Source organism: Pseudomonas sp. RA_35y_Pfl2_P32 (genome assembly GCF_963970735.1).
Lineage (GTDB): Bacteria > Pseudomonadota > Gammaproteobacteria > Pseudomonadales > Pseudomonadaceae > Aquipseudomonas.
Genome location: NZ_CAXAQF010000008.1, coordinates 68,632 through 91,649 on the forward strand (window position 1 = coordinate 68,632; position 23,018 = coordinate 91,649).

The following is a 23,018-nucleotide window of genomic DNA, read 5'->3' on the forward strand; positions in this document are numbered from 1 at the left end:
CACAGGCCGCCGGCAACATCCTGCGAACCTTTGCCACCCCGCGCGCAGCGCTAAAACACCCCCTCGCAACTACCCTTGAACAACCGCAGGAAGCGGTTCTTTTTCGTTCAAGGAATGCTCATGTCCCTGTCCATCGTCCACAGCCGCGCCCAGATTGGCGTGGAGGCGCCGGCTGTCACCGTTGAAGTCCACCTGGCCAATGGCTTGCCCTCGCTGACGATGGTCGGCCTGCCCGAAGCGGCCGTGAAAGAAAGCAAGGACCGGGTGCGCAGCGCGATCATCAATTCGGGCCTGCAGTTTCCAGCGCGGCGCATCACCTTGAATCTCGCCCCCGCCGATTTGCCCAAGGACGGTGGGCGCTTCGACCTGGCGATTGCCCTGGGAATTCTTTCCGCCAGCGTACAGGTGCCAACCCTGACCCTGGATGAGGTGGAGTGCCTGGGGGAGCTGGCGCTTTCCGGTGAAGTGCGGGCCGTTCGCGGCGTGTTGCCGGCCGCCCTGGCGGCGCGCCAGGCCGGGCGGGCGCTGGTGGTGCCCTGGGCGAATGCCGAGGAAGCTTGCCTGGCCTCCGGGCTCAAGGTGATCGCGGTGCATCACTTGCTGGAGGCGGTCGCTCACTTTAATGGCCATACCCCCATCGAACCTTACCGCTCCAACGGTTTGCTCCACGCCAGCAAACCCTATCCCGACTTGAGCGAAGTACAAGGCCAGACCGCCGCCAAGCGGGCGCTGCTGATTGCCGCGGCAGGCGCCCATAACCTGCTGTTCAGTGGGCCACCGGGGACCGGAAAAACCTTGCTGGCCAGTCGCTTGCCGGGGTTGTTGCCACCGCTGACCGAGAGCGAGGCACTGGAAGTGGCGGCGATCCAGTCGGTTGCCAGTGGTGTGCCGTTGAGTCACTGGCCGCAACGTCCTTTTCGCCAGCCCCATCACTCAGCGTCCGGCCCGGCGCTGGTGGGTGGCAGCTCGAAACCCCAGCCCGGCGAAATCACCCTGGCCCACCACGGCGTGCTATTCCTCGACGAGTTGCCGGAATTCGATCGCAAGGTACTGGAGGTATTAAGAGAGCCGCTGGAGTCTGGTCATATCGTGATCGCCCGAGCCCGGGATCGTGTGCGCTTCCCGGCCCGTTTCCAGTTGGTCGCAGCCATGAACCCCTGCCCCTGCGGTTATCTGGGCGAGCCCAGCGGCCGCTGCTCCTGCACCCCGGAGATGGTCCAGCGCTACCGCCACAAGCTCTCCGGCCCGCTGCTCGACCGTATCGACCTGCACCTGACCGTCGCTCGCGAGGCCACGGCACTCAATCCCGCCGTCCAACCGGGCGACAACTCCGCCCATGCTGCCGAGCGCGTGGCCGTGGCCCGCGAGATTCAGCAGCAGCGCCAGGAATGCGCCAACGCCTTCCTCGACCTGCCGGGCCTGCGCCAGCATTGCCGGTTATCCACCGTGGACGAGCATTGGCTGGAAAGCGCTTGCGAACGCCTGACCCTGTCGCTCAGGGCGGCCCATCGACTGCTCAAAGTCGCCCGTACCCTGGCCGATCTCGAACAAGTACACGACATCCACCGCGAACACCTGGCCGAAGCGCTGCACTATCGGCCGGCCAATCCATAACCGCGGCACGGCCTCAATCCAGACGCTCGACGTCCGGCAACTCCATGGCCTGTGCTTCGCCCTGCAGGAAGTCGCTGAGCCGGCGCAAACGCTCACCACCCGGACGGGTTTTCGGCCAGACCAGGTAGTAATTCAGGCCACTGGCAACGGCGGTCGGCCAGGGCAGGCTCAGACGCCCTTGCGCCACATCCTCGGCCACCATCAGCAGGTCGCCCATGGACACACCGTAACCACGCGCCGCGGCGATCATCCCCAATTCCAGGGTATCGAACACCTGCCCGCCCTTGAGCGACACCTGCTCGGAGAGCCCCATGCGTTCCAGCCAACTGCGCCAGTCGCGACGGTCAGGGGTGGGGTGGAGCAGTTCGGTACTGGCCAGCCGCTCGACATCCCAAGGCTGATCGTTGAGCAGGTTCGGGGCGCCGACCGGTATCAACAACTCCGGGAACAGGTAACTGGCTTCCCAGTCCGGTGGAAAATGCCCGTTGCTCAGTAATACCGCGCAGTCGAAGGGTTCGTGATTGAAGTCCACCGAGTCGACGTCCATCCAGGCGCTGGTCAGTTGCACTTCATTGCCCGGCTGCAGATGCCGAAAGCGGCTGAGCCGCGCCAGCAGCCAGCGCATGGTCAGGGTCGAAGGGGCCTTCATGCGCAAGATGTCATCTTCGCTGCGCAAGGTGTTGCAGGCACGCTCCAGTGCGCCAAAACCTTCACGCACGCCAGGCAGTAACAGACGGGCGGCCTCAGTCAATTGCAGGTTGCGGCCACTGCGCTGAAACAGTCGGCAGGCAAAATGCTCTTCCAACGTACGAATATGCCGGCTGACGGCGCTCTGGGTAATTGACAGTTCTTCCGCGGCGCGGGTGAACGAACTGTGTCGCGCCGCGGCCTCGAAAGCACGCAGGGCATACAGCGGAGGAAGACGACGGGACATTGGGAAAGCTCCTATGGCGCAATGGGCAAACCCTAGCAGAAACTCTTCAGCATGAGTTTTAATCATGTACGCGATCGTTTTTATCCCTTTGTGCATTCGCCTGAGAGCGCCGAGAATCAGCGACTCCCCCATTTTCCGAGGACACCCGCGTGATGACCATGCAGCATCCAGCACGTACCGAACTGCGGGCCATCCTACGGCTGGCCGGGCCGCTGATCGCCTCGCAGTTGGCGCACATGCTGATGGTGCTCACCGACACCTTGATGATGGCCAAAATCAGCCCCGAGGCGCTGGCCGGTGGGGGCCTGGGGGCGGCGACCTACTCGTTCGTGTCGATTTTCTGCATCGGCGTGATCGCCGCGGTCGGCACCCTGGTGTCGATCCGCCAGGGCGCGGGGGACATTCCCGGAGCGGCACGCCTGACCCAGGCCGGGTTGTGGTTGGCGTGGCTGATGGCATTAGCAGCGGGGCTGCTGCTGTGGAATCTCAAACCGGTCTTGCTGCTATTCGGCCAGACCGCCAGCAACGTCGAGATGGCCGGCCAGTTCCTGCTGATCCTGCCGTTTGCCCTGCCTGGCTACCTGAGCTTCATGGCGTTGCGCGGCTTCACCAGCGCCATCGGCCGGGCCACGCCGGTGATGGTTATCAGCGTCATCGGCACCCTGGCCAACTTCCTGCTCAACTACGCGCTGATCACCGGCATGTTCGGCCTGCCGAAAATGGGCCTGGTGGGTATCGGCCTGGTCACCGCAATCGTAGCCAACTGCATGGCGCTGGGCCTGGCCTGGCACATTCGCCGGCATCCCGCATACGAGGCGTACCCGTTACGCGCAGGCCTGTCCCGGCCCAATCGCCAGTACCTGCGGGAGCTGTGGCGCCTGGGCCTGCCGATTGGCGGTACGTATGCGGTAGAGGTCGGACTGTTCGCCTTTGCGGCCCTGTGCATGGGCACCATGGGCAGCACGCAACTGGGAGCCCATCAGATTGCCCTGCAGATTGTCTCGGTGGCGTTCATGGTGCCGGCGGGGCTGTCCTATGCCATCACCATGCGCATCGGTCAGCACTACGGTGCCGGGCAACTGCTCGACGCGCGCCTGGCCGGACGGGTCGGGATCGGCTTTGGCGCGGTGGCAATGCTGGGTTTCGCCATGGTGTTCTGGCTGCTGCCCAATCAACTGGTTGGCTTGTTCCTGGACCACAACGACCCGCAGTTTGCCGACGTCATTCAACTGGCCGTCAGCCTGCTGGCCGTGGCCGCGTGGTTCGAGCTGTTCGACGGCGTGCAGACCATCGCCATGGGCTGCATACGTGGCCTGAAGGACGCCAAGACCACCTTCCTGGTGGGCCTGGGTTGCTATTGGCTGATCGGCGCGCCGGCCGCCTGGTGGATGGCGTTCCACCTGCACTGGGGGCCGACCGGCGTCTGGTGGGGCCTGGCCCTGGGGCTGGCCTGCGCAGCAGTGAGCCTGACGCTGGGGTTCGAGTGGAAGATCAAGCGGATGATCCGCCAAGAGTCGGCGCCGCAAGCTGATTTCCAGGTGCCTCAGCCGGACTGATCAGCCCGTGGGAGCGTGCTCAGTTGACGATTTCCAGTGCCGGCTGCTGGCTGGAACCGAAGGTCAGGTACTCCACCAGTTCGGCCAACGGCAACGGCTTGCTGATCAGGTAGCCCTGCACCTGGTCGCACCCGAAACCGCGCAACAGCTCTAGCTGCTCCGGGGTTTCGACGCCCTCGGCGACGACTTCCAGATGGAGGTTGTGGGCCAGGTTGATCATCGCGTGGACCAGCTTGCGATTCTCCTCACGACCTTCCATGCCACCGACAAAACTCTTGTCGATTTTCAACAAGGCGATCGGCAGGCTGTTGAGGTGCACGAACGAGGAAAACCCAGTGCCAAAGTCGTCCAGGGAAAACCGCACGCCGAGTCGACCCAGGGCATCCATGGTCTGCTGGACCAGATCACTGCGCCGCATCACCGCCGTCTCGGTGAGTTCGAACTCCAGCCACTGCGCATCGACTCCCCGCTCGGCTATCAGGCGGCTCAAGGTCGAGAGCAACTGGCTGTCCTGGAACTGGCGGAACGACAGGTTGACCGCCATGTGCAATGGCGGCAGGCCACGCTCACGCAACGCCTGCATGTCCCGCAGGGCGCGGGAAATCACCCAGTAGCCAAGCGGCACGATCAGCCCGCTCTGTTCGGCCAGCGGCACGAACTCACTGGGCGGCAACAAGCCACGCTCGGCATGCCGCCAGCGCACCAGGGCTTCGAGGCCAACAATTTGCCCGTCCTCCAGGTTCAGCCGTGGCTGGTAATGCAGCTCCAGCTCGTCGCGGCGCAAGGCACGGCGCAACTCGCTTTCCAGGTCTGCCATGCTGCGGGCGTTGCGGTTGATCCGTTCGTTGAAGATATGGAAGGTGCAGCCCTGGGTGCTCTTGGCCTGCTGCATGGCGATATGGGCATGCCACATCAGCGGGTCCGCCCCGGCCTGGGCACGCGCGTGGGCAATCCCCAGACTGGCACCGATCAACAGGCTTTCGCTGTCGATCCAATAAGGTTCGGACAAGGCTTCGGTGATGCGCTCGGCCATCCACTCGGCGCGTTGCGGTGCGCGACGGGTGTCGATGAGCAAGGCAAATTCGTCACTGCCCAGCCGCGCCAGTTGATCACCGGCCTCAAGCTGGCTTTTGAGCCGTGCGACCACCTGCAGGATCAACCGGTCGCCGGCCTGGTGGCCAAGGGCGTCGTTGGCATAGCGAAAGTTATCGAGGTCCAGGTGCCCCAGCGCCAGGCCTCGGCCGTCATTTTCCGCCAGGCGCGTGGCCAGCAGGGTCTGGAAGCCCTGGCGATTGGCGATGCCGGTCAAGGGGTCCTGTTCGGCAAGACGTTGCAAGGTGTTTTCCAGCACCCCTCGTTCGCGCACATGCCGCAGGCAGCGCCGCAGGATGCCGGCATCCAGCGCATCGCGCACCAGCCAGTCGCTGACACCGTCCGGTGGGTTGAGGGGCTCATGTTCGAGCAGCAACACCGTCGGCAGGCTGCACCGCCCCGGTTCCGGTTGCAGGGCAGGAATGGTCAGCAGGACCGCAGTGCGGTTGTCGGTAAATAGACTGCTCACCGACTCCCAGGTCGGTGCGCTGATCAGCACAGCCGAGCTCCCCATCGGAGCCAGACACTCGCGCAACAACGCTGCCCACACTGGCTCTTCGGCCAGCAACAGCAAGCGCAAGGGTTCGACAGGCGTAGACAAGCTAGCTCCCTAGACTCTGCAAGGATGTTGGCGGCGGCATTATGACGCGCAGATGACCAATGCCAAATGCCATTGATTATCAATCATAGCGTTGTGCCATTCCTGAGGTCGAACATTAGACGCAAATTCTGCATGCATCCTGCTTGAAAGTAACAAAACCGGCAAATACAGATCGAGTGCTACGTCACAAGTCGGAGAGAGGCGGCAGAATCCGTGCATCCTGTTAAAATGCCCGCCCTTTTCGCAAACGACTCCTTTTTCCGTCATGTCCCGACTCAATCCCCGGCAGCAAGAAGCCGTGAGCTACGTCGGCGGCCCTCTTTTGGTGCTCGCCGGCGCTGGCTCCGGCAAGACCAGCGTGATCACCCGCAAGATTGCGCATCTGATCCAGAACTGCGGCATTCGCGCCCAGTACATCGTCGCCATGACCTTTACCAACAAGGCGGCGCGCGAGATGAAGGAGCGCGTCGGCACCCTACTCAAGGGCGGTGAAGGGCGCGGCCTGACGGTGTGCACCTTCCACAACCTGGGGCTGAACATTATCCGCAAGGAGCATGTGCGCCTGGGCTACAAGCCCGGTTTCTCGATCTTCGACGAAACCGACGTCAAGTCCCTGATGACCGACATCATGCAGAAAGAGTACTCGGGCGACGACGGCGTCGACGAGATCAAGAACATGATCGGCGCCTGGAAGAACGACCTGATCCTGCCGCCCGAGGCGCTGGAGAATGCGCGCAATCCGAAAGAGCAGACCGCAGCCATCGTCTACACCCACTACCAGCGCACGCTCAAGGCGTTCAACGCGGTGGACTTCGACGACCTGATCCTGTTGCCGGTCAAGCTGTTCCAGGAACACGCCGACATCCTCGAAAAGTGGCAGAACAAAGTCCGCTACCTGCTGGTGGACGAGTACCAGGACACCAACGCCAGCCAATATCTGCTGGTGAAGTTGCTGATCGGCAAACGCAACCAGTTCACCGTGGTGGGCGACGATGACCAGTCGATCTACGCCTGGCGCGGCGCCCGCCCGGAAAACCTGATGCTGCTCAAGGACGACTATCCGTCCTTGAAAGTGGTGATGCTGGAGCAGAACTACCGCTCCACCAGCCGCATCCTGCGCTGCGCCAACGTGCTGATCTCCAACAACCCCCACGAGTTTGAAAAACAACTGTGGAGCGAGATGGGCCACGGTGACGAGATCCGCGTGATCCGCTGCCGCAACGAAGACGCCGAAGCCGAGCGCGTGGCCGTGGAAATCCTCAGCCTGCACCTGCGCACCGACCGCCCGTACAGCGATTTCGCGATCCTCTACCGCGGTAACTACCAGGCCAAGCTGATCGAGCTGAAGTTGCAGCACCACCAGGTGCCGTATCGCCTGTCCGGCGGCAACAGCTTTTTCGGACGCCAGGAAGTGAAAGACCTGATGGCCTACTTCCGCCTGATCGTGAACCCGGACGACGACAACGCCTTCCTGCGCGTGATCAACGTCCCGCGCCGGGAAATCGGCTCGACCACCCTGGAAAAACTCGGCAACTACGCCACCGAACGCAAGATCTCGATGTACGCCGCCACCGACGAGATCGGCCTGGGCGAGCACCTGGACAACCGTTTCACCGACCGCCTGGCGCGCTTCAAGCGCTTCATGGACAAGGTCCGCGAGCAGTGCGCCGGCGAAGATCCGATCTCGGCCCTGCGCAGCATGGTCATGGACATCGACTACGAGAACTGGCTGCGCACCAACAGCTCCAGCGACAAGGCCGCCGACTACCGCATGGGCAACGTCTGGTTCCTGATCGAGGCGTTGAAAAACACCTTGGAGAAGGACGAAGAAGGCGACATGACCGTGGAGGATGCCATCGGCAAGCTGGTCCTGCGCGACATGCTCGAACGCCAGCAGGAAGAGGAAGACGGCGCCGAAGGCGTGCAGATGATGACCTTGCACGCCTCCAAGGGCCTCGAGTTCCCCTACGTGTTCATCATGGGCATGGAGGAGGAAATCCTCCCCCACCGCTCCAGCATCGAAGCCGATACCATCGAAGAAGAACGGCGCCTGGCCTATGTCGGGATTACCCGCGCACGCCAGACCCTGGCCTTCACCTTTGCTGCCAAGCGCAAGCAGTACGGCGAGATCATCGACTGCTCCCCGAGCCGGTTCCTCGATGAGCTGCCGCCGGACGACCTGGCCTGGGAAGGTAACGACGACACCCCGACCGAAGTCAAAGCCGTGCGCGGTAATACCGCATTGGCCGATATACGCGCGATGTTAAAGCGCTAGAATCGACTACTTTTTAATCTACTTTCGGCGCCGTCGCGCCAACAGAGGAAGCTGTTGTGGAAGCACTGCACAAGAAAATTCGCGAAGAAGGCATAGTGCTTTCCGACCAGGTCCTGAAAGTCGACGCCTTTCTGAACCATCAGATCGACCCGGCACTGATGAAGCTGATCGGCGACGAATTCGCCGCGCTGTTCAAGGACTCGGGGATCACCAAGATCGTCACCATCGAAGCCTCGGGCATTGCCCCGGCCATCATGACCGGCCTGAACCTGGGCGTTCCGGTGATCTTCGCCCGCAAGCACCAGTCCCTGACCCTGACTGAAAACCTGCTGTCGGCGACCGTGTACTCGTTTACCAAGCAGACCGAAAGCACCGTGGCCATCTCCCCGCGCCACCTGACCAGCAGCGACCGCGTGCTGGTCATCGACGACTTCCTGGCCAACGGCAAGGCGTCCCAGGCCCTGATTTCGATCATCAAGCAGGCGGGCGCCACTGTGGCCGGCCTGGGCATTGTGATCGAGAAGTCGTTCCAGGGCGGCCGCGCCGAGCTGGATTCCCAGGGCTACCGCGTAGAATCCCTGGCCCGGGTCAAGTCCCTGGCAGGCGGCGTAGTGACCTTTATCGAGTAATGCCCCCGGCTCGCTCCCACCGGTGTCTGGTGGGGGCTGCTACTGCGCCGTGGCCTTCAAGCCGGCCAGCAGCAACCGCTGATACAAGTCCTCCTTCAAGCCCTCAGGCTTCGTCAGCTGCATGCGCGCCAAGTGCTGCGGGTACTCTGACGGCTGCGGCGCATCCAGCGCGGCCTTGCCCAACTGCAGGATCTCGGTCAGCTTGAATTTGCTCTTGAGCCAGTTCAGCGCCCGCAACAGGTCCCGCTCCTCGCTGGAAAAGTCACTGCCCAACGGATACTCCGGAAACAACTGTGAGTGCCGCGCGGCGATGGCCTGCAAGCGTTGTGGGGTGTTGTCGGTAAAGCGCGCCTCAAGGCGGAAATCCTTCGCCAGCTTGCCGGCTTTCTGCGCCTGCTCGATCAAACCCGGCTGGAAGCGTGAGTCGCTGATGTTCAGCAGCAATTCAATGACCTTGGCATCGGTCTGACCGCGCAGGTCGGCAATCCCGTACTCGGTGATCACGATGTCGCGCAGGTGGCGCGGGATCGTGCAATGGCCGTACTGCCAGACGATGTTGGAACTGATGTCGCCGCCCGACTCACGGCAACTGCGCAGCATCAGGATCGAGCGCGCGCCCTGCAGGGCATGGCCCTGGACGACAAAGTTGTATTGCCCGCCGACCCCACTCAGCACCCGCCCGTCTTCCAGTTGGTCTGCCACCCCCGCCCCCATCAAGGTCACGGTGAAGGCACTGTTGATGAAGCGCGCATCCCGGCGTTGCAGGCGCTTGAGTTCCTCCTGGCCATACAGCTCGTTGATGTAGCTGATGGCGGTCATGTTGAATTCGCCGAGCAGGTCCTGGGGCAGGTCGCGCAGGCGCTCATAGAAACTGCGCGGGCCGAGGAAAAATCCGCCGTGGATCGACACGCCGCCCTGCGCCACCGTCTCATCCAGGGTGCCGGCATTGGCCTGCTGTTGCAGGGCAATGCTGGGGTAAACCTTGCGTCGCACGATGCCGGCGTCGGACAACGCCAACAGGCCGTTGACGAACATCTCGCTGCAACCGTACAACCCTGTGGCAAAAGGCTCGACGCCACCTTCGCGACTGATCAGGGGCGCCCAGTAGTGCGCGTCGACATCGGTGAGCAGCGTGCGGTATTGCTCGTTGTCCGCTTGCCGCGCGAGCAAGGCGGCGGTCAGCGCATCACCCATGGAGCCGATGCCGATCTGCAGGGTGCCGCCGTCGCGCACCAGGGTGCTGGCGTGCAGGCCGATGAAATGATCCTGGAAACCCACCGGCATGTTGGGGGTGGAAAACAGGGTACTGCGCTCCTCCTCGTCGATCAGCCAGTCGAACGTCTCGCGGGCGACTTCTGAATCGCCAGGCATGTACGGCAGGTCGCTGTGCACCTGGCCGAGCATCAGGATGGTTTCACCTGCTGCCCTGCGCTTGGCGATCATGGGCAGCAGGTCGAGGGTGATATCGGGGTTGCAACTCAGGCTCAGGCAGTCAGGGTGCCCTGGATCCTGGGCCACCAACTGCGCCACCAGGTTCAAGCCGGCGGCGTTGATGTCCCGGGCAGCGTGGCTGTAATTGCTGCTGACGTAGTCCTGCTGTGCCGAGGTGCTGTGCAGCAAGCTGCCAGGCTGTAGGAAGAACTGCTGGATGTGGATGTTCGCCGGCAGTTGGTCTTTACGCAGGTCGGCGAGGTAGTCCAGCTCCGGGTAGTCGCCAAACACGCGCTCGATGAAAGGCTCCAGGAACCGCCGCTGCAGGCCGTCGCCCAGGGGGGGACGGCCCAGGCTCAAGGCGGTGTAGACCGTCAGCTGGCGCTCGGGCAGTTGGGCGATGCGTTGATAGAGCGCGTTGACGAAGCGGTTGGGTTTGCCTAATCCCAACGGCATGCCCAGGTGGATGTGTGCGGGTAACCGCGCCAGTACTTCATCGACCGCCTGCTCGATTGAAACGGACTGCACCATCAGACCCCTCCCGACCTATCCATGAATGACGCTGACCCGAGCTTGCCGGGTCTTGCGTGCCATGACCAGTCTTGAGGTCAAACCCCAGGCACAAAAAAGCCGCTCGCAAGCGGCTTTTTTTGCTGAAGACGAGGGCTTATTTCAGGCCGGACATCTTCTGGATGGCGCCTTTGAGGTCATCATCCGAGCAATCTGCGCAGGTGCCTTTAGGTGGCATTGCGTTGACCCCGGTAATGGCCTTGGCCAGGATGCCGTCAAGGCCGCCCTGGTGATCGGCACGCTCTTTCCAGGCTGCGGTATCACCGATTTTCGGTGCACCCAGCAGGCCACTGCCGTGGCAAGCGTTGCAATGTTTGGCAATAATCTCGTCAGGGGTTTTCGCCCCGCCGCCGCCTGCCGAAGCAGCGACTTCCATCCCCTTGCACTCCTGCCCTTGCACACAGACCTGGCCGACTGGTTCAAGGCGTTTTGCAATATCGTCGTTGGTCGCAGCTTGAGCGCTGACTGCCCAAAGGGCCAATACGGTTGCTGGTGCGGCCAGCATTTTCATAATTAGGTTCACGCGTACACCCTCAATGGTGGCTAGTCACGCCCACGGCCACGGTTTCGCAGGCGGGCGCAAGTATAACGGTTAGCCCGCCACACTGAAACAACCCTAAAGTCCTAGGGGTATTGAGTCATGGCGAAATACTGCTCGGGCGCCTCGCAAAACCTTGGTGGACGCCTCTTTTCTTAGAAATTGGCCGGTGTGGCTGCGCTGATTAGTCGCGCTGGTGCATCAAATGGATTGCGGAAACGATGGGGCTTGGTGCTTTCAAAATAGTAGCTGTCCCCGGCTTCGAGCACGAACGTCTCAAGCCCGACCACCAATTCCAGGCGCCCTTCGAGCAGAATTCCGGTTTCCTCCCCCTCGTGGGTGAGCATCTCTTCACCGGTATCGGCACCCGGAGGATAGATCTCGTTGAGGAAGGCGATAGCGCGGCTCGGATGGGCCTTGCCCACCAGTTTCATGGTCACCGCACCATCGGAGATATCGATCAGCTCGTTGGCTTTATAGACGATCTGCGTCGGTTTTTCCTGAAGGATCTCTTCGGAAAAGAACTCGACCATGGACATGGGGATGCCGCCAAGCACCTTCCTCAGCGAACTGATGGAAGGGCTGACACTGTTTTTCTCGATCATGGAAATGGTGCTGTTGGTCACACCCGCGCGTTTGGCGAGCTCACGCTGGGAAAGACCTTTGAGTTTACGGATCGATTGCAGTCGTTCACCGACGTCCAATGCATTTGCCTCCCAGGATTCAGGTTATGTCGATATTGAGCGTTATCATGGCGACAGCGTTCAGTATTTACAACACTTGAGCCCAGGTCCTGTTCGGCAGAACGCCGGTGGCTGCACCCCGCGGCCCGTCAGGCCTCGCAATAGAGCCGTGGCACTCGACGCAGATTGCAGAAGATCTGGTAAGGAATGGTGCCGGCAGCCATCGCGATATCGCTGGCGAGGATGTTCTTGCCCCACAACTCGACCGTCGAGCCCAGGCCAGCCTGGGGCACATCGGTCAAATCGATGCACAGCATGTCCATCGACACTCGCCCCACCAACTGACTGCGCTGCCCCGCTACCCACACCGGCGTTCCGGTCGGCGCCTGCCGCGGATAGCCGTCGGCATAGCCCATGGCGACCACGCCAAGGCGCATGGGTTTGGGCGTGATGAAACGAGCGCCATAACCCACGGGTTCGCCGGCCGGCAATTCGCGCACGCTGATGACTTTCGACTCCAGGGTCATCACCGGCTGCAATCGCGCGGCCACAGCATTGGCTTCCTCGAACGGAGTGGCGCCGTACAGCATGATGCCAGGGCGCACCCAGTCACTGGGCACCTGCGGCCAACCCAGTACGGCCGGGGAATTACGCAGGCTGACCTGCGCCGACAAGCCCTGGCGCGCCGCTTCAAATACCGCGACTTGCTCGCTTGCGCTGCTGCTATTGAGCTCATCGGCGCGGGCGAAGTGGCTCATCAGCACGATCTTCGCGACCTTGCCGCTGGCCAGCAGCCGTTGATACGCCGCCTGATAATCCGCCGGGTGCAGGCCGACCCGGTGCATGCCCGAGTCCAGCTTGAGCCAGATCGTGATCGGCTTGCGCAGCGTCGCCTGCTCGATCGCTTCAAGCTGCCACAGCGAATGCACCACACACCACAAGTCCTGCTCGACGATCAGCGACAGCTCATCGGCTTCGAAAAAGCCTTCGAGCAGCAGCACCGGCGCACGAATGCCTGCAGCGCGCAGCTCCAGGGCTTCTTCGATACAGGCCACGGCAAACCCATCGGCATCCGCTTCCAACGCCTGGGCACAGCGCACTGCGCCATGGCCATAGGCATCGGCCTTGATCACCGCGAGGGCACGCGCCCCGGAGACTTCACGAGCCAGTTGGTAGTTGTGACGCAGGGCTTGCAGATCAATCAGGGCACGAGCAGGACGCATGGCGGCAGGCTTCCAGGCGGTGGGCGGGGGGAAGAAAAAACCGGCGCTGAAGACAGTATGAACCGCCAACAGCACCGGCAGAGGGAGCGTTTACGGCAGAGCGGCGACGACCGACACTTCCACCAGAATTTCCGGTTCGCACAGCTTGGCTTCCACCGTCGCCCGCGCTGGCGCAACGTTCTTGGGCAGCCAGCTGTCCCAGACACTGTTCATGCCCTGGAAATCGGCATCGATGTCTTTCAGGTAGATCGTCACCGACAGCAACCGGGTCTTGTCGGTACCGGCCAGATCCAGCAAGCGCTCGATGTTGGCCAGGGTCTCGCGGGTCTGCTGTTCAATCCCGGCGTTCATGTCGTCGCCGACCTGCCCCGCCAGGTACACCGTACCGCCATGGACAACGATCTGGCTCAAACGCTCATTGGTGAGCTGGCGCTGGATTGACATGTTTTGCAGACTCCTGGTGGGTGTTGCCATAACGGGAAATATCGAGGCCTTCGGCGCTGATCTGCGGTGTTTTCTTGGCCATCAGATCAGCCAGCAGGCGACCGGAGCCACAGGCCATGGTCCAACCGAGCGTGCCGTGGCCGGTGTTCAGGAACAGGTTCTTGAACGGGGTGGCACCGACAATCGGCGTGCCATCCGGCGTGGTCGGACGCAGACCGGTCCAGAAACTGGCTTGCTGCAGGTCGCCGCCCTGAGGATAGAGGTCGTTGACGATCATCTCCAGCGTTTCACGCCGACGCGGGTTCAGCGACAGGTCAAAACCGGCAATCTCCGCCATGCCGCCGACGCGGATGCGGTTGTCGAAACGGGTGATCGCGACCTTGTAGGTCTCGTCGAGAATGGTCGAGGTCGGGGCCATGGCCGGGTTGGTGATCGGCACAGTCAGCGAGTAACCCTTGAGCGGATACACCGGGGCCTTGATGCCCAGCGGCTTGAGCAACTGCGGCGAATAGCTGCCGAGTGCCAACACGTAGCGGTCGGCGGTTTCCAGCTTGCCGTCGATCCACACGCCGTTGATCCGGTCACCGGCGAAGTCCAGGCGCTGGATGTCCTGGCCGAAACGGAATTCAACGCCCAGCTTGATCGCCATTTCCGCCAGGCGGGTGGTGAAGATCTGGCAGTCGCCGGTCTGGTCGTTCGGCAGGCGCAGGGCACCGGCCAGGATGTCAGTGACGCTGGCCAGGGCCGGTTCGACGCGGGCAATGCCGGCGCGGTCGAGCAGCTCGAACGGGACGCCGGACTCCTTGAGTACCGCGATGTCCTTGGCCGCGCCATCGAGTTGCGCCTGGGTGCGGAACAGCTGGGTGGTCCCCAGGCTGCGGCCTTCGTAGGCGATGCCGGTTTCGGCACGCAATTCGTCGAGGCAGTCACGGCTGTACTCGGACAGGCGGACCATGCGCTCCTTGTTCACCGCATACCGGCTGGCGGTGCAGTTGCGCAGCATCTGCGCCATCCACAGGTACTGGTCGATATCGGCGGTGGCCTTGATGGCCAGCGGCGCGTGGCGCTGCAGCAGCCACTTGATGGCCTTGAGCGGCACACCCGGGGCAGCCCACGGCGACGCATAGCCCGGCGATACCTGGCCGGCGTTGGCGAAACTGGTTTCCATGGCAGCGGCCGGTTGACGATCCACGACCGTCACTTCAAAGCCGGCCCGAGCCAGATAGTAGGCACTGGCGGTACCGATGACGCCGCTACCCAAGACCAGAACGCGCATTTTTTTATCCCTCATCGCGGCAAACCGCTGACGTTGTTGTGTACAAGCAATGATGGGCGCAGTGTAAAAAACATTTGCCAGTGCTTTTCACTATATAAGTGCCTATATTTGGCGACAATTCTCGGCAATTTGGCTTTTCACGGAGGCGCATCCCCTATGCGGACCAATACACAAACCAAACGTGAGCTGGACAAGATCGACCGCAACATCCTGCGCATCCTTCAGGCAGATGGGCGCATTTCGTTTACCGAGCTGGGGGAGAAGGTCGGCCTGTCGACCACGCCCTGTACCGAACGGGTACGGCGCCTGGAGCGCGAAGGGATCATCATGGGCTACAACGCCCGGCTCAACCCGCAACACCTCAAGGGCAGCCTGCTGGTGTTCGTCGAGATCAGCCTGGACTACAAGTCCGGTGACACCTTCGAAGAGTTTCGCCGCGCGGTGCTGAAATTGCCTCACGTACTGGAATGCCACCTGGTGTCCGGGGACTTCGACTACCTGGTGAAGGCACGGATTTCCGAGATGGCCTCGTACCGCAAGTTGCTCGGCGACATCTTGCTCAAACTGCCCCACGTGCGTGAGTCCAAGAGCTACATCGTGATGGAAGAGGTGAAGGAGAGTTTGAGCCTGCCGATTCCGGATTGAGGCCCGTGGTGCGTGTTTGGTCGCTGTGCCCTATACCAAAACCTGCCGGTTAGACGCCATGTACTCGAACACTTGCGTCTCGACCCGCGGGTGGATCAGTTCCACGGGGCCGCGGCCATTGGGGCATGGCAGGGTCTTGGTGGTGCCGAACAAGCGACAGATCAGCGGCCGCTCGTCATACACGGTGCAGCCGTTGGGGCCCAGGTGCACGCAGTTCAGTTCGTCCAGGGCGGCATCTTGCTCGGCGCGGGTCTTGCGCGGCAGGCGGGACATTTCTTCCGGCGAGGTGGTGACCGGACCACAGCAGTCATGACAGCCGGGCACGCACTCAAATGTGGGAATCTGCTGGCGCAGGGTACGAATGGTCTCGCGGTTGCAGCTCATCGAAACAAATACCCCAAAGGTGAACAAGGTCGGATTTTGCCCTAAAAGCCCTGCGCCAGACAGCAACAACCGACCAGTGTTGCCCAGGCTGAAAGGTCCGGCTTATGCTCCGTAAAATTTACTCAACACCCGATAATCAGGATCAACCCATGACTGCCCGTGTTCAGCCGCCGGTCCCGAGCACCCACATCGCCTCCTATTACGCCGCCAGCAGCCTGCCGCAGCCGGATCATCCGATGCTTGCAGGTGAACAACTGGCCGACGTGTGCGTGGTGGGCGGCGGTTTTTCCGGGCTGAACACGGCCATCGAGCTGGCCCAGCGCGGTCTCAGCGTGGTGCTGCTGGAGGCACACAAGATCGGCTGGGGCGCCAGTGGGCGCAATGGCGGGCAGTTGATTCGTGGGGTCGGCCATGGCCTGGACCAGTTCAGCAATGTGCTGGGGGCCGAGGGTGTGCGCCAGATGAAGCTGATGGGCCTGGAGGCGGTGGACATCGTTCGCCGGCGGGTCGAGCAGTTCCAGATCCCCTGCGACCTGACCTGGGGCTACTGCGACCTGGCCAACAAACCCCGCGACCTGGAAGGTTTCGCCGCGGACGCGGACGAATTGCGCAGCCTCGGCTATCGCCACGCCACCCGCCTGCTGCAGGCCCACGAAATGCACAGCGTGGTGGGCTCTGACCGCTACGTCGGCGGGCTGATCGACATGGGCTCGGGGCACCTGCACCCGCTGAACCTCGCCCTGGGTGAAGCCGCCGCCGCCCAGCAGCTGGGGGTCCGACTGTTCGAGCAGTCGGCAGTGACCCGCATCGACTACGGGCCTGAGGTCAAGGTCCACACCGCGCGAGGTTCGGTCCGCGCCAAGACCCTGGTGCTGGGCTGCAACGCCTACCTCAATCACCTCAACCCGCACCTGAGCGGCAAAGTGCTGCCTGCCGGCAGCTACATCATCGCCACCGAACCTTTGAGTGAAGAGCAGGCCCACGCCCTGCTGCCGCAGAACATGGCCGTGTGCGACCAACGGGTGGCGCTGGACTACTACCGGCTCTCGGCGGACCGACGCCTGCTGTTTGGCGGCGCCTGCCACTATTCGGGTCGCGATCCGGCAGACATCGGCGCCTACATGCGACCGAAGATGCTGGAGGTTTTCCCGCAACTGAGCGCGGTGAAGATCGACTATCAGTGGGGCGGCATGATCGGCATCGGCGCCAACCGCCTGCCCCAGATTGGCCGACTCAAGGACCAGCCAAACGTGTACTACGCCCAGGCGTATTCCGGACACGGGGTGAACGCCACTCACCTGGCCGGCAAACTGCTCGCAGAAGCCATCAGCGGCCAGCACAGCGGCGGTTTCGACCTGTTCGCCAAGGTGCCGCACGTGACCTTCCCGGGCGGCCGCTACCTGCGCTCGCCATTGCTGGCGCTGGGGATGTTGTGGCACCGGCTCAAAGAGCTGGCCTGATCCGAAGCATCCCTCAGAGTCGCCAAAACGGCTTCAGCCCCTCCTCCTTCGCTTGCTCACGACTCAAGCCGACGTCGCGCAGTTGTTCCGGCGTGAGTTCAAGCAGGGTCTTGCGCGTGTGCAGGCGATGCCAGAGCAGGCCCCAGCGACCCAGGCAGGACGGGGCATTGCGGATCGCCACCGGCATGCCCTGCTCGTGCCCTGCCTCCAGTTCCTGACTGTGTAACGTCAGCCGCACATCGCTCAAGCCGTTCATTTTTCACGCTCCTGTTTACTTGGGTAGCCAGAGATTCCATGATGCGCGGGCAGGCAAAACCATGACAGATTCAATGAGTCTGTATTACACCCATACAGATTGACTGATTTACCCGCTGAATGCCGGTTTTCGACCTGATCTGTACTGGTTTCCACCCCTTTCACCGAGGCTGCACCATGACTCTGTACGTCAACCTCGCCGAATTGCTCGGCACGCGTATCGAACAGGGCTTCTACCGGCCCGGTGACCGCCTGCCGTCGGTGCGGGCCCTGAGTGTCGAGCACGGGGTCAGCCTGAGCACCGTGCAACAGGCCTATCGGGTGTTGGAGGACAGCGGACTGGCGTGGCCCAAGCCCAAGTCCGGCTACTTTGTCCCGGTGGGGAGGGAATTGCCGGAGTTGCCGGTGGTGGGTCGCCCGGCGCAACGCCCGGTCGACATTTCCCAGTGGGACCAGGTGCTGGAACTGATCCGCGCCGTGCCACGCAAGGACGTGGTGCAGCTGGGCCGGGGCATGCCGGATATCACCACGCCGACCATGAAACCCCTGTTGCGCAGCCTGGCGCGCATCAGCCGGCGCCAGGACATGCCAGGGCTGTATTACGACAACATCTACGGCGTGCGGGAACTGCGTGAGCAGATCGCCCGCCTGCTGCTCGATTCCGGCAGCCAATTGAGCGCCAACGACCTGGTGATCACCACCGGTTGTCACGAAGCATTGTCCACCAGCATTCGCGCTATCTGCGAGCCGGGCGACATCGTCGCGGTGGATTCGCCGAGTTTTCACGGCGCCATGCAGACCCTCAAGGGACTGGGTATGAAGGCCCTGGAAATCCCTACCGACCCCCTCACCGGGATCAGCCTCGACGCCCTGGAACTGGCCCTCGAACAGTGGCCAATCAAAGCCATACAGTTGACCCCCAACTGCAACAACCCCCTGGGCTATATCATGCCGGAGTCGCGCAAACGCGCATTGTTGACCCTGGCCCAGCGGTTTGACGTGGCCATTATCGAAGACGATGTGTATGGCGAACTGGCCTACACCTACCCACGCCCGCGCACCATCAAGTCCTTCGATGAAGACGGTCGCGTGCTGCTCTGCAGTTCGTTTTCCAAGACGCTGGCGCCCGGCCTGCGCATCGGCTGGGTCGCTCCGGGACGGTACCTGGAGCGAGTACTGCACATGAAATACATCAGCACCGGCTCGACCGCACCACAACCACAAATTGCCATCGCCGAGTTCCTCAAGGGTGGGTACTTCGAGCCGCATTTACGGCGAATGCGCAACCAATACCAGCGCAATCGCGACCTCATGCTCGATTGGGTCAGCCGCTACTTTCCCCTCGGCACCCGCGCCAGCCGCCCCCAGGGCAGCTTCATGCTGTGGGTCGAATTGCCGGAAGGGTTCGACACGCTCAAGCTCAATCGTGTGCTGCTCGACCAGGGCGTACAGATCGCCGTGGGCAGCATCTTTTCTGCCTCGGGCAAGTACCGTAATTGCCTGCGCATGAACTACGCGGCCAAGCCCACGGCTCAGGTCGAGGAAGCGGTGCGCAAGGTGGGCGCAGCGGCGATCGCCTTGTTGGCCGAGGCCAACTAGTTCATCTGGAAACGCCCGCCGCCTTCGAGCCGGGTCAGGTCCCTGGCCCGGCTCACCGAGTCGGGGACGCTCGCCTCGACTTCCAGCTCGACCTCCAATTGATGCCCTTGGGCCGCAGCACCGTCAGCCCCGGCCAGAGCACGCTCCCCTGGGCGCAAGATGTTCGCCTCACCCACCCCCTCGCCGGCCTCGCTGCGCCAGCGCACGGCCGCCCCATCCAGCCGAACGTTTTTCACCCGCAGCAGCAAGGTGCCCGAACCAAAACGAAATCGTTGTGCATCCGCCGCGGGGGCGACAAAGCGCCAGCTCATAGGCGTTGACTGGGTGCAGTAAATCCGTAGGAACACAGGGCGCACGCCAAAACTGCCCGCGGCTGCAGCACCGTGCGCTTGTGCCAACAGCGCAGCCCGGTTGCTCACGCCGAAGTCGAGCACGCCGGGAGTGAGGTTGAGCGAGCAATGTTCGCCGGCCTGGGCCGGCGCAGACATCAGGTTCAGCAGGACCAGCAGTGCAGGCCCGATCAGGTAAGGTTTCATCGGCAGTTCTCGCTCAAGACACACTCAGGTCGCGACAGGTCGCCTCGACATTCTCAATTAGCTGCGTAGGGTCAGCCGTCTCAGGCAGGGTAAATTCCAACTGGCAACGCGTGCCGTCCGCCAGGCGCGCGAACAGCACGGACTCGGGCCTTAGATCGCTCACGTAGATCGCTCCCGTGTCCATGACCGTCGCCAGGTACTGGTCCTGCTCGTCATGCACGGTCACCCCCCTGGGCAGCCACTGGGTATCGAGGGTCCGGGTGCGCAGCAATACGCGACGAACACTCACCACCGAAAAGTCCAGGTGCGGCACTGCCCCGCGCCCCGCCTCCACCTCCTGATATCCGTGCAGCGCCTGGGCGTTGCGCGGCAAGCTGGCGGAGTCGACTTCCACTCGCGCCTTGCTGTACGCCGGCAGGTTCGCGGCAATCGCCCGACCAAAGCCATCCGTCCACACCGGCCCTTGGGGCGTGTGCAGTTTCACTCCCGCCTGCTCGCCCGCCTTGAGCACCCCGAAGGTATCGCGCAGCGTATAAGGCGACAGCGTCAGCCCATCCCGGTGCGCCACCAGGCCGCCGCGCACCCCCGCATCGAGGCTCCTGGTGTCCGTTCCGCGCTGGGAGTAACCGAGGTCGAGGCTGGTGTAGTGCGCCAGCGCATTGAGCCGACCGCTGACCGTCGTCAGCCCATTGTCCTGACGCTCTATACCGGCGCTGTAGGCCAGGGTCTCGCTCAAGGATTCGTTGAGGGACACGCCGCTGCGCACCCCGGAGGATGAGTCATGACGCAGATAGCTGCGTACCCGGCGTTGCCCGCCCAGAGGCAGGCTGAGCGTCAGGTAGGCGGAAGTGCTGTTCCGCTCCCCCGCGGTGCTCCCCAGGCCTTTTTCCAGGGACAGCGACAGGCTGCTGCGATCGCTCAACATCCGCGACCAGGAGAGTCCCAGCCGCGATCGTGGCGGCTCATCCGCATTGACGAACCTGGAGTAGGTTGTACCCCATGCCCCCCAGCGAGCCGTCGCGCCATTCAGGGCCAACACCCACTGTTCCTGGCTGCGCGAATCCGGCCGCCCTAGCTCGGCGTTCCAGCCGGTGTCTGACAAGGTGCGAAAGCCGTTGCTCTGGCGCACCGCCGTGACGCTGGCCGAGAGCCCCGGCGCCAGCACCGCCCCGAAGGTCGCCTGCCATTGATCACCCTGGACCCCTTGCGCACGTTCACTGGACAGCACCTGTCTCACGCCCAGGGTCAGGGTGTTGCCCCATTGCTGATCAAGCCCCCAGCCCATGGCCCTGTAGTGCGCGCTGCCCATCAGTCCGGCAGTCAATCGCCGGTCACGCCCCCAATCCCAGGCCTGGCTGAAGGTGGTGAAGGCTGGGGTCTGCCGATCATCGGCGGCCAGTCGGCGCACTTGTCCGAGAGCAAAGGAAAACCCCGGCGCGCTGGCAAAGTCGGCATCGTACAAAGTCGCCGCGGGCACGGTGTAGCGGCGCTGCTGCCCACCCTGTTCATGCACGGTCACCTCCAGATCGAGACGACTGCTGAGCAAGGGCAGTTCCTGCAGGGTGAAGGGGCCCGCCGGGACCCGGCCGGTGTAAATCACCACGCCGTTCTGCCGGACCTCGATGCGCGACGGTGAATAGGCAATGCCTTCGACCTGGCTTCGGGCACTGATCCCTGCGTCCCAGCGCAGGCCGGGGGCGTTTTCCGGTTGCACCTGCAGGCCGGTGAACGACTCTCCAGCGAACAGCGGCGAGGCCATGTTCAACTGGCCAAGTTGCAGATTGACCGGGTACGCCTCCAGGGTGCGCGAGGCATAGGCATACAAGTGCTCAGTGCGGGTATCGTTGGGCAACGAGGTGTAGCGTTGTCGACTGCGCAACAGCCAATTCCCGGCATTGGCACCGATTTCCGTGTCCAGATGACGGAAATCACTGCGCTGTCCCGCAAACTGATTCTGCAGGATGAACGCGTCATAGTTGAGCAGCCCTGCCACGCCTCCCTTGGCGAAGTTTCGCGCAGGCGCCCCGAAGGGTAACAACGCCCCCGTAGGAATCAGCAAATCGACTTGCAAGGTTGCCGGGAACAATTGCACCACAGCCCCTGGCAGGGCTTCGGCACCCCCTACACAGTGGCCCGGCTTCAGTGAGGGCAAGGCGGAATGCCAATCCACCCCGGCCGCCTCCACCAGCAAGGGGTCCAGGCATAATTCGCCTTGTGCATCGAACGTCGCCTGGACTCGCCCCTTGGGCACGCCATTGACTTGCAATGCCACCGAGCGAGGTCCCATGGCAAAGCGTGGTGCCTGGCGAAAATAGTCCGCCAGCGCCGGGTCGATGCCATGCTCGATCAGCACCTGTCGATCAAACTGCACCACCTCGGCAGCCATGAGCGCCTCGGTCACACCCACCATCAGCACCACGCACCCTATCAGCGTTCGATGGGCCTCCCAGAACATCAGGGCGCAACCAGCGCCGCATCGAAATGCTCGACCGCAAACCCGTAGGTGGTTGCCGGAAACAGGCGCACTCCGCTGATCGCCGGAGCATCTGCCGGTCTCAAAGACAAGGTCAGTTCATCACCGGGCAGCAGGTAGGTTCGCGGCAGGTCCACCTGCAACTGCCCTGGCAGCATCACGAGGGTTTTAGCCAGACGTACTACATACGGGCTGGGATTGCTGACGTGTAACCCGTCGCTCGCGATAGACCAGCGCAGGCGTTTCCAGGGCTCACGCTCAACCGGCAGGTTGGCGGGTCGCAGGATCACTGGCAAGTTCTGGCGAACGCCGAGGCTGACCCGCGCGCCTTGCTCATCGGCCACCGGGTTGATCCCTTCGAAGATGACCCGCTTCAGTCGTTCTTCGCGCAGGGGCTCAGCACTCTGCAGGAGGAATCGCACCTGCTGCACATCTCCCCCCTCGACCCGGGTCACGGTTGGCGTGGGGATCAGTAGCAGACGGTCGTTGTCCGAAAGGTTTTCGATCTGGGTGTACAGCAGCGCCGGATGGGCATCGGTGTTCCTGACGTTCATGGTCGCTTCACCCACGCCTTGATCCACGATCAGCACGGGGGTCTGAGGCACCATGCCAGCGGCCTGGGCACCGGGCAGCAGGAGCAGCGATAACAGGATTGTGGACAGCCCCTTGTTGAACAGTCTGAAGGTTGTAATGGCCATGGCGGCTCCCAAGGCAATGCATCGCGCCACGGCTGCTTGCCGCGCGAGCACATGCGATAGATAAGGAGCCTGGCGGTGACGGGTCATGGCAGACCCTGAGTG

20 protein-coding genes are annotated in these 23,018 nt (G+C 62.7%); 7 read left to right on the forward strand and 13 right to left on the reverse strand.

The window, feature by feature from the left end; all coding sequences use genetic code 11:
* Window positions 1–120: 120 nt before the first annotated feature.
* Window positions 121–1,614 carry a YifB family Mg chelatase-like AAA ATPase gene (locus AACY45_RS09935; RefSeq protein ID WP_339545298.1) on the forward strand — a complete coding sequence of 498 codons (1,494 nt, stop codon included), beginning with the start codon at window positions 121–123 and terminating at the stop codon, window positions 1,612–1,614.
* Between the two features lie 13 nt (window positions 1,615–1,627).
* Here the strand turns inward: AACY45_RS09935 and AACY45_RS09940 are convergent, their stop codons facing one another.
* Window positions 1,628–2,548 (reverse strand): LysR substrate-binding domain-containing protein, encoded by a 921-nt coding sequence (locus tag AACY45_RS09940; RefSeq protein WP_339545299.1) that lies wholly within the window; start codon window positions 2,546–2,548, stop codon window positions 1,628–1,630.
* A gap of 158 nt (window positions 2,549–2,706) precedes the next feature.
* Here AACY45_RS09940 and AACY45_RS09945 point away from each other — a divergent pair, with 158 nt between their 5' ends.
* On the forward strand, window positions 2,707–4,104 hold the full coding sequence (locus AACY45_RS09945; protein WP_339545419.1) for a NorM family multidrug efflux MATE transporter: 1,398 nt from the start codon (window positions 2,707–2,709) through the stop codon (window positions 4,102–4,104).
* 19 nt (window positions 4,105–4,123) lie between these two features.
* Here the strand turns inward: AACY45_RS09945 and AACY45_RS09950 are convergent, their stop codons facing one another.
* Window positions 4,124–5,797 (reverse strand): putative bifunctional diguanylate cyclase/phosphodiesterase, encoded by a 1,674-nt coding sequence (locus tag AACY45_RS09950; RefSeq protein ID WP_339545300.1) that lies wholly within the window; start codon window positions 5,795–5,797, stop codon window positions 4,124–4,126.
* A 265-nt stretch (window positions 5,798–6,062) separates the two neighbouring features.
* On the opposite strand from AACY45_RS09950, the gene rep reads away from it, so the two are divergent.
* Entirely contained in the window at window positions 6,063–8,072 is a 2,010-nt protein-coding gene (gene rep / locus AACY45_RS09955) for a DNA helicase Rep (protein ID WP_166589270.1), read from the forward strand.
* A 56-nt stretch (window positions 8,073–8,128) separates the two neighbouring features.
* The gene (locus tag AACY45_RS09960) at window positions 8,129–8,701 is read left to right on the forward strand and encodes a xanthine phosphoribosyltransferase (RefSeq protein WP_339545301.1); all 573 of its coding nucleotides are present in this window, start codon (window positions 8,129–8,131) and stop codon (window positions 8,699–8,701) included.
* A gap of 39 nt (window positions 8,702–8,740) precedes the next feature.
* Here AACY45_RS09960 and AACY45_RS09965 read toward each other — a convergent pair whose 3' ends face one another.
* The 6 genes from AACY45_RS09965 to dadA form a co-directional block, all read right to left on the reverse strand.
* Window positions 8,741–10,663, reverse strand: coding sequence for an acetyl-CoA hydrolase/transferase C-terminal domain-containing protein (locus AACY45_RS09965; protein WP_339545302.1), 1,923 nt, complete (start codon window positions 10,661–10,663; stop codon window positions 8,741–8,743).
* 136 nt (window positions 10,664–10,799) lie between these two features.
* Window positions 10,800–11,213: a c-type cytochrome gene (locus AACY45_RS09970; RefSeq protein WP_339545420.1), complete on the reverse strand. Its 414-nt coding sequence runs from the start codon at window positions 11,211–11,213 to the stop codon at window positions 10,800–10,802.
* Between the two features lie 182 nt (window positions 11,214–11,395).
* Complete coding sequence (locus AACY45_RS09975) at window positions 11,396–11,944, reverse strand: cupin domain-containing protein (protein WP_019694258.1); 549 nt, start codon at window positions 11,942–11,944, stop codon at window positions 11,396–11,398.
* Window positions 11,945–12,072: 128 nt separating this feature from the next.
* Complete coding sequence (gene alr / locus AACY45_RS09980) at window positions 12,073–13,146, reverse strand: alanine racemase (RefSeq protein WP_339545303.1); 1,074 nt, start codon at window positions 13,144–13,146, stop codon at window positions 12,073–12,075.
* A gap of 90 nt (window positions 13,147–13,236) precedes the next feature.
* On the reverse strand, window positions 13,237–13,590 hold the full coding sequence (locus tag AACY45_RS09985) for a RidA family protein (RefSeq protein ID WP_339545304.1): 354 nt from the start codon (window positions 13,588–13,590) through the stop codon (window positions 13,237–13,239).
* Entirely contained in the window at window positions 13,562–14,866 is a 1,305-nt protein-coding gene (gene dadA, locus AACY45_RS09990) for a D-amino acid dehydrogenase (RefSeq protein WP_095164851.1), read from the reverse strand. Before dadA ends, AACY45_RS09985 begins: the two co-directional genes overlap by 29 nt.
* 156 nt (window positions 14,867–15,022) lie before the next feature.
* Here dadA and AACY45_RS09995 point away from each other — a divergent pair, with 156 nt between their 5' ends.
* Window positions 15,023–15,511: an Lrp/AsnC ligand binding domain-containing protein gene (locus tag AACY45_RS09995; protein WP_003177284.1), complete on the forward strand. Its 489-nt coding sequence runs from the start codon at window positions 15,023–15,025 to the stop codon at window positions 15,509–15,511.
* A 30-nt stretch (window positions 15,512–15,541) separates the two neighbouring features.
* On the opposite strand, the gene AACY45_RS10000 is transcribed toward AACY45_RS09995, so the two are convergent.
* Window positions 15,542–15,895 (reverse strand): YkgJ family cysteine cluster protein, encoded by a 354-nt coding sequence (locus AACY45_RS10000; RefSeq protein WP_339545305.1) that lies wholly within the window; start codon window positions 15,893–15,895, stop codon window positions 15,542–15,544.
* 149 nt (window positions 15,896–16,044) lie between these two features.
* Between AACY45_RS10000 and AACY45_RS10005 the strand changes: the two genes are divergently transcribed.
* Window positions 16,045–17,355, forward strand: coding sequence for an NAD(P)/FAD-dependent oxidoreductase (locus AACY45_RS10005; RefSeq protein ID WP_339545306.1), 1,311 nt, complete (start codon window positions 16,045–16,047; stop codon window positions 17,353–17,355).
* A gap of 13 nt (window positions 17,356–17,368) precedes the next feature.
* On the opposite strand, the gene AACY45_RS10010 is transcribed toward AACY45_RS10005, so the two are convergent.
* Window positions 17,369–17,611: a DUF1127 domain-containing protein gene (locus AACY45_RS10010; protein WP_339545307.1), complete on the reverse strand. Its 243-nt coding sequence runs from the start codon at window positions 17,609–17,611 to the stop codon at window positions 17,369–17,371.
* A 176-nt stretch (window positions 17,612–17,787) separates the two neighbouring features.
* On the opposite strand from AACY45_RS10010, the gene AACY45_RS10015 reads away from it, so the two are divergent.
* A complete protein-coding gene (locus AACY45_RS10015) occupies window positions 17,788–19,209 on the forward strand; it encodes an aminotransferase-like domain-containing protein (RefSeq protein WP_339545308.1) in 1,422 nt (473 codons plus the stop codon).
* Here AACY45_RS10015 and AACY45_RS10020 read toward each other — a convergent pair.
* The 3 genes from AACY45_RS10020 to AACY45_RS10030 all read right to left on the reverse strand — a co-directional run bounded on the left by AACY45_RS10020 (window position 19,206) and on the right by AACY45_RS10030 (window position 22,916).
* The gene (locus tag AACY45_RS10020) at window positions 19,206–19,745 is read right to left on the reverse strand and encodes a hypothetical protein (RefSeq protein ID WP_339545309.1); all 540 of its coding nucleotides are present in this window, start codon (window positions 19,743–19,745) and stop codon (window positions 19,206–19,208) included. The two genes, AACY45_RS10015 and AACY45_RS10020, sit on opposite strands and share 4 nt — an antisense overlap.
* A 13-nt stretch (window positions 19,746–19,758) precedes the next feature.
* Entirely contained in the window at window positions 19,759–22,131 is a 2,373-nt protein-coding gene (locus AACY45_RS10025; protein WP_339545310.1) for a fimbria/pilus outer membrane usher protein, read from the reverse strand.
* A 68-nt stretch (window positions 22,132–22,199) separates the two neighbouring features.
* Window positions 22,200–22,916, reverse strand: a complete 717-nt coding sequence (locus AACY45_RS10030; protein ID WP_339545312.1) for a fimbria/pilus chaperone family protein — start codon at window positions 22,914–22,916, stop codon at window positions 22,200–22,202.
* Window positions 22,917–23,018: the final 102 nt, after the last annotated feature.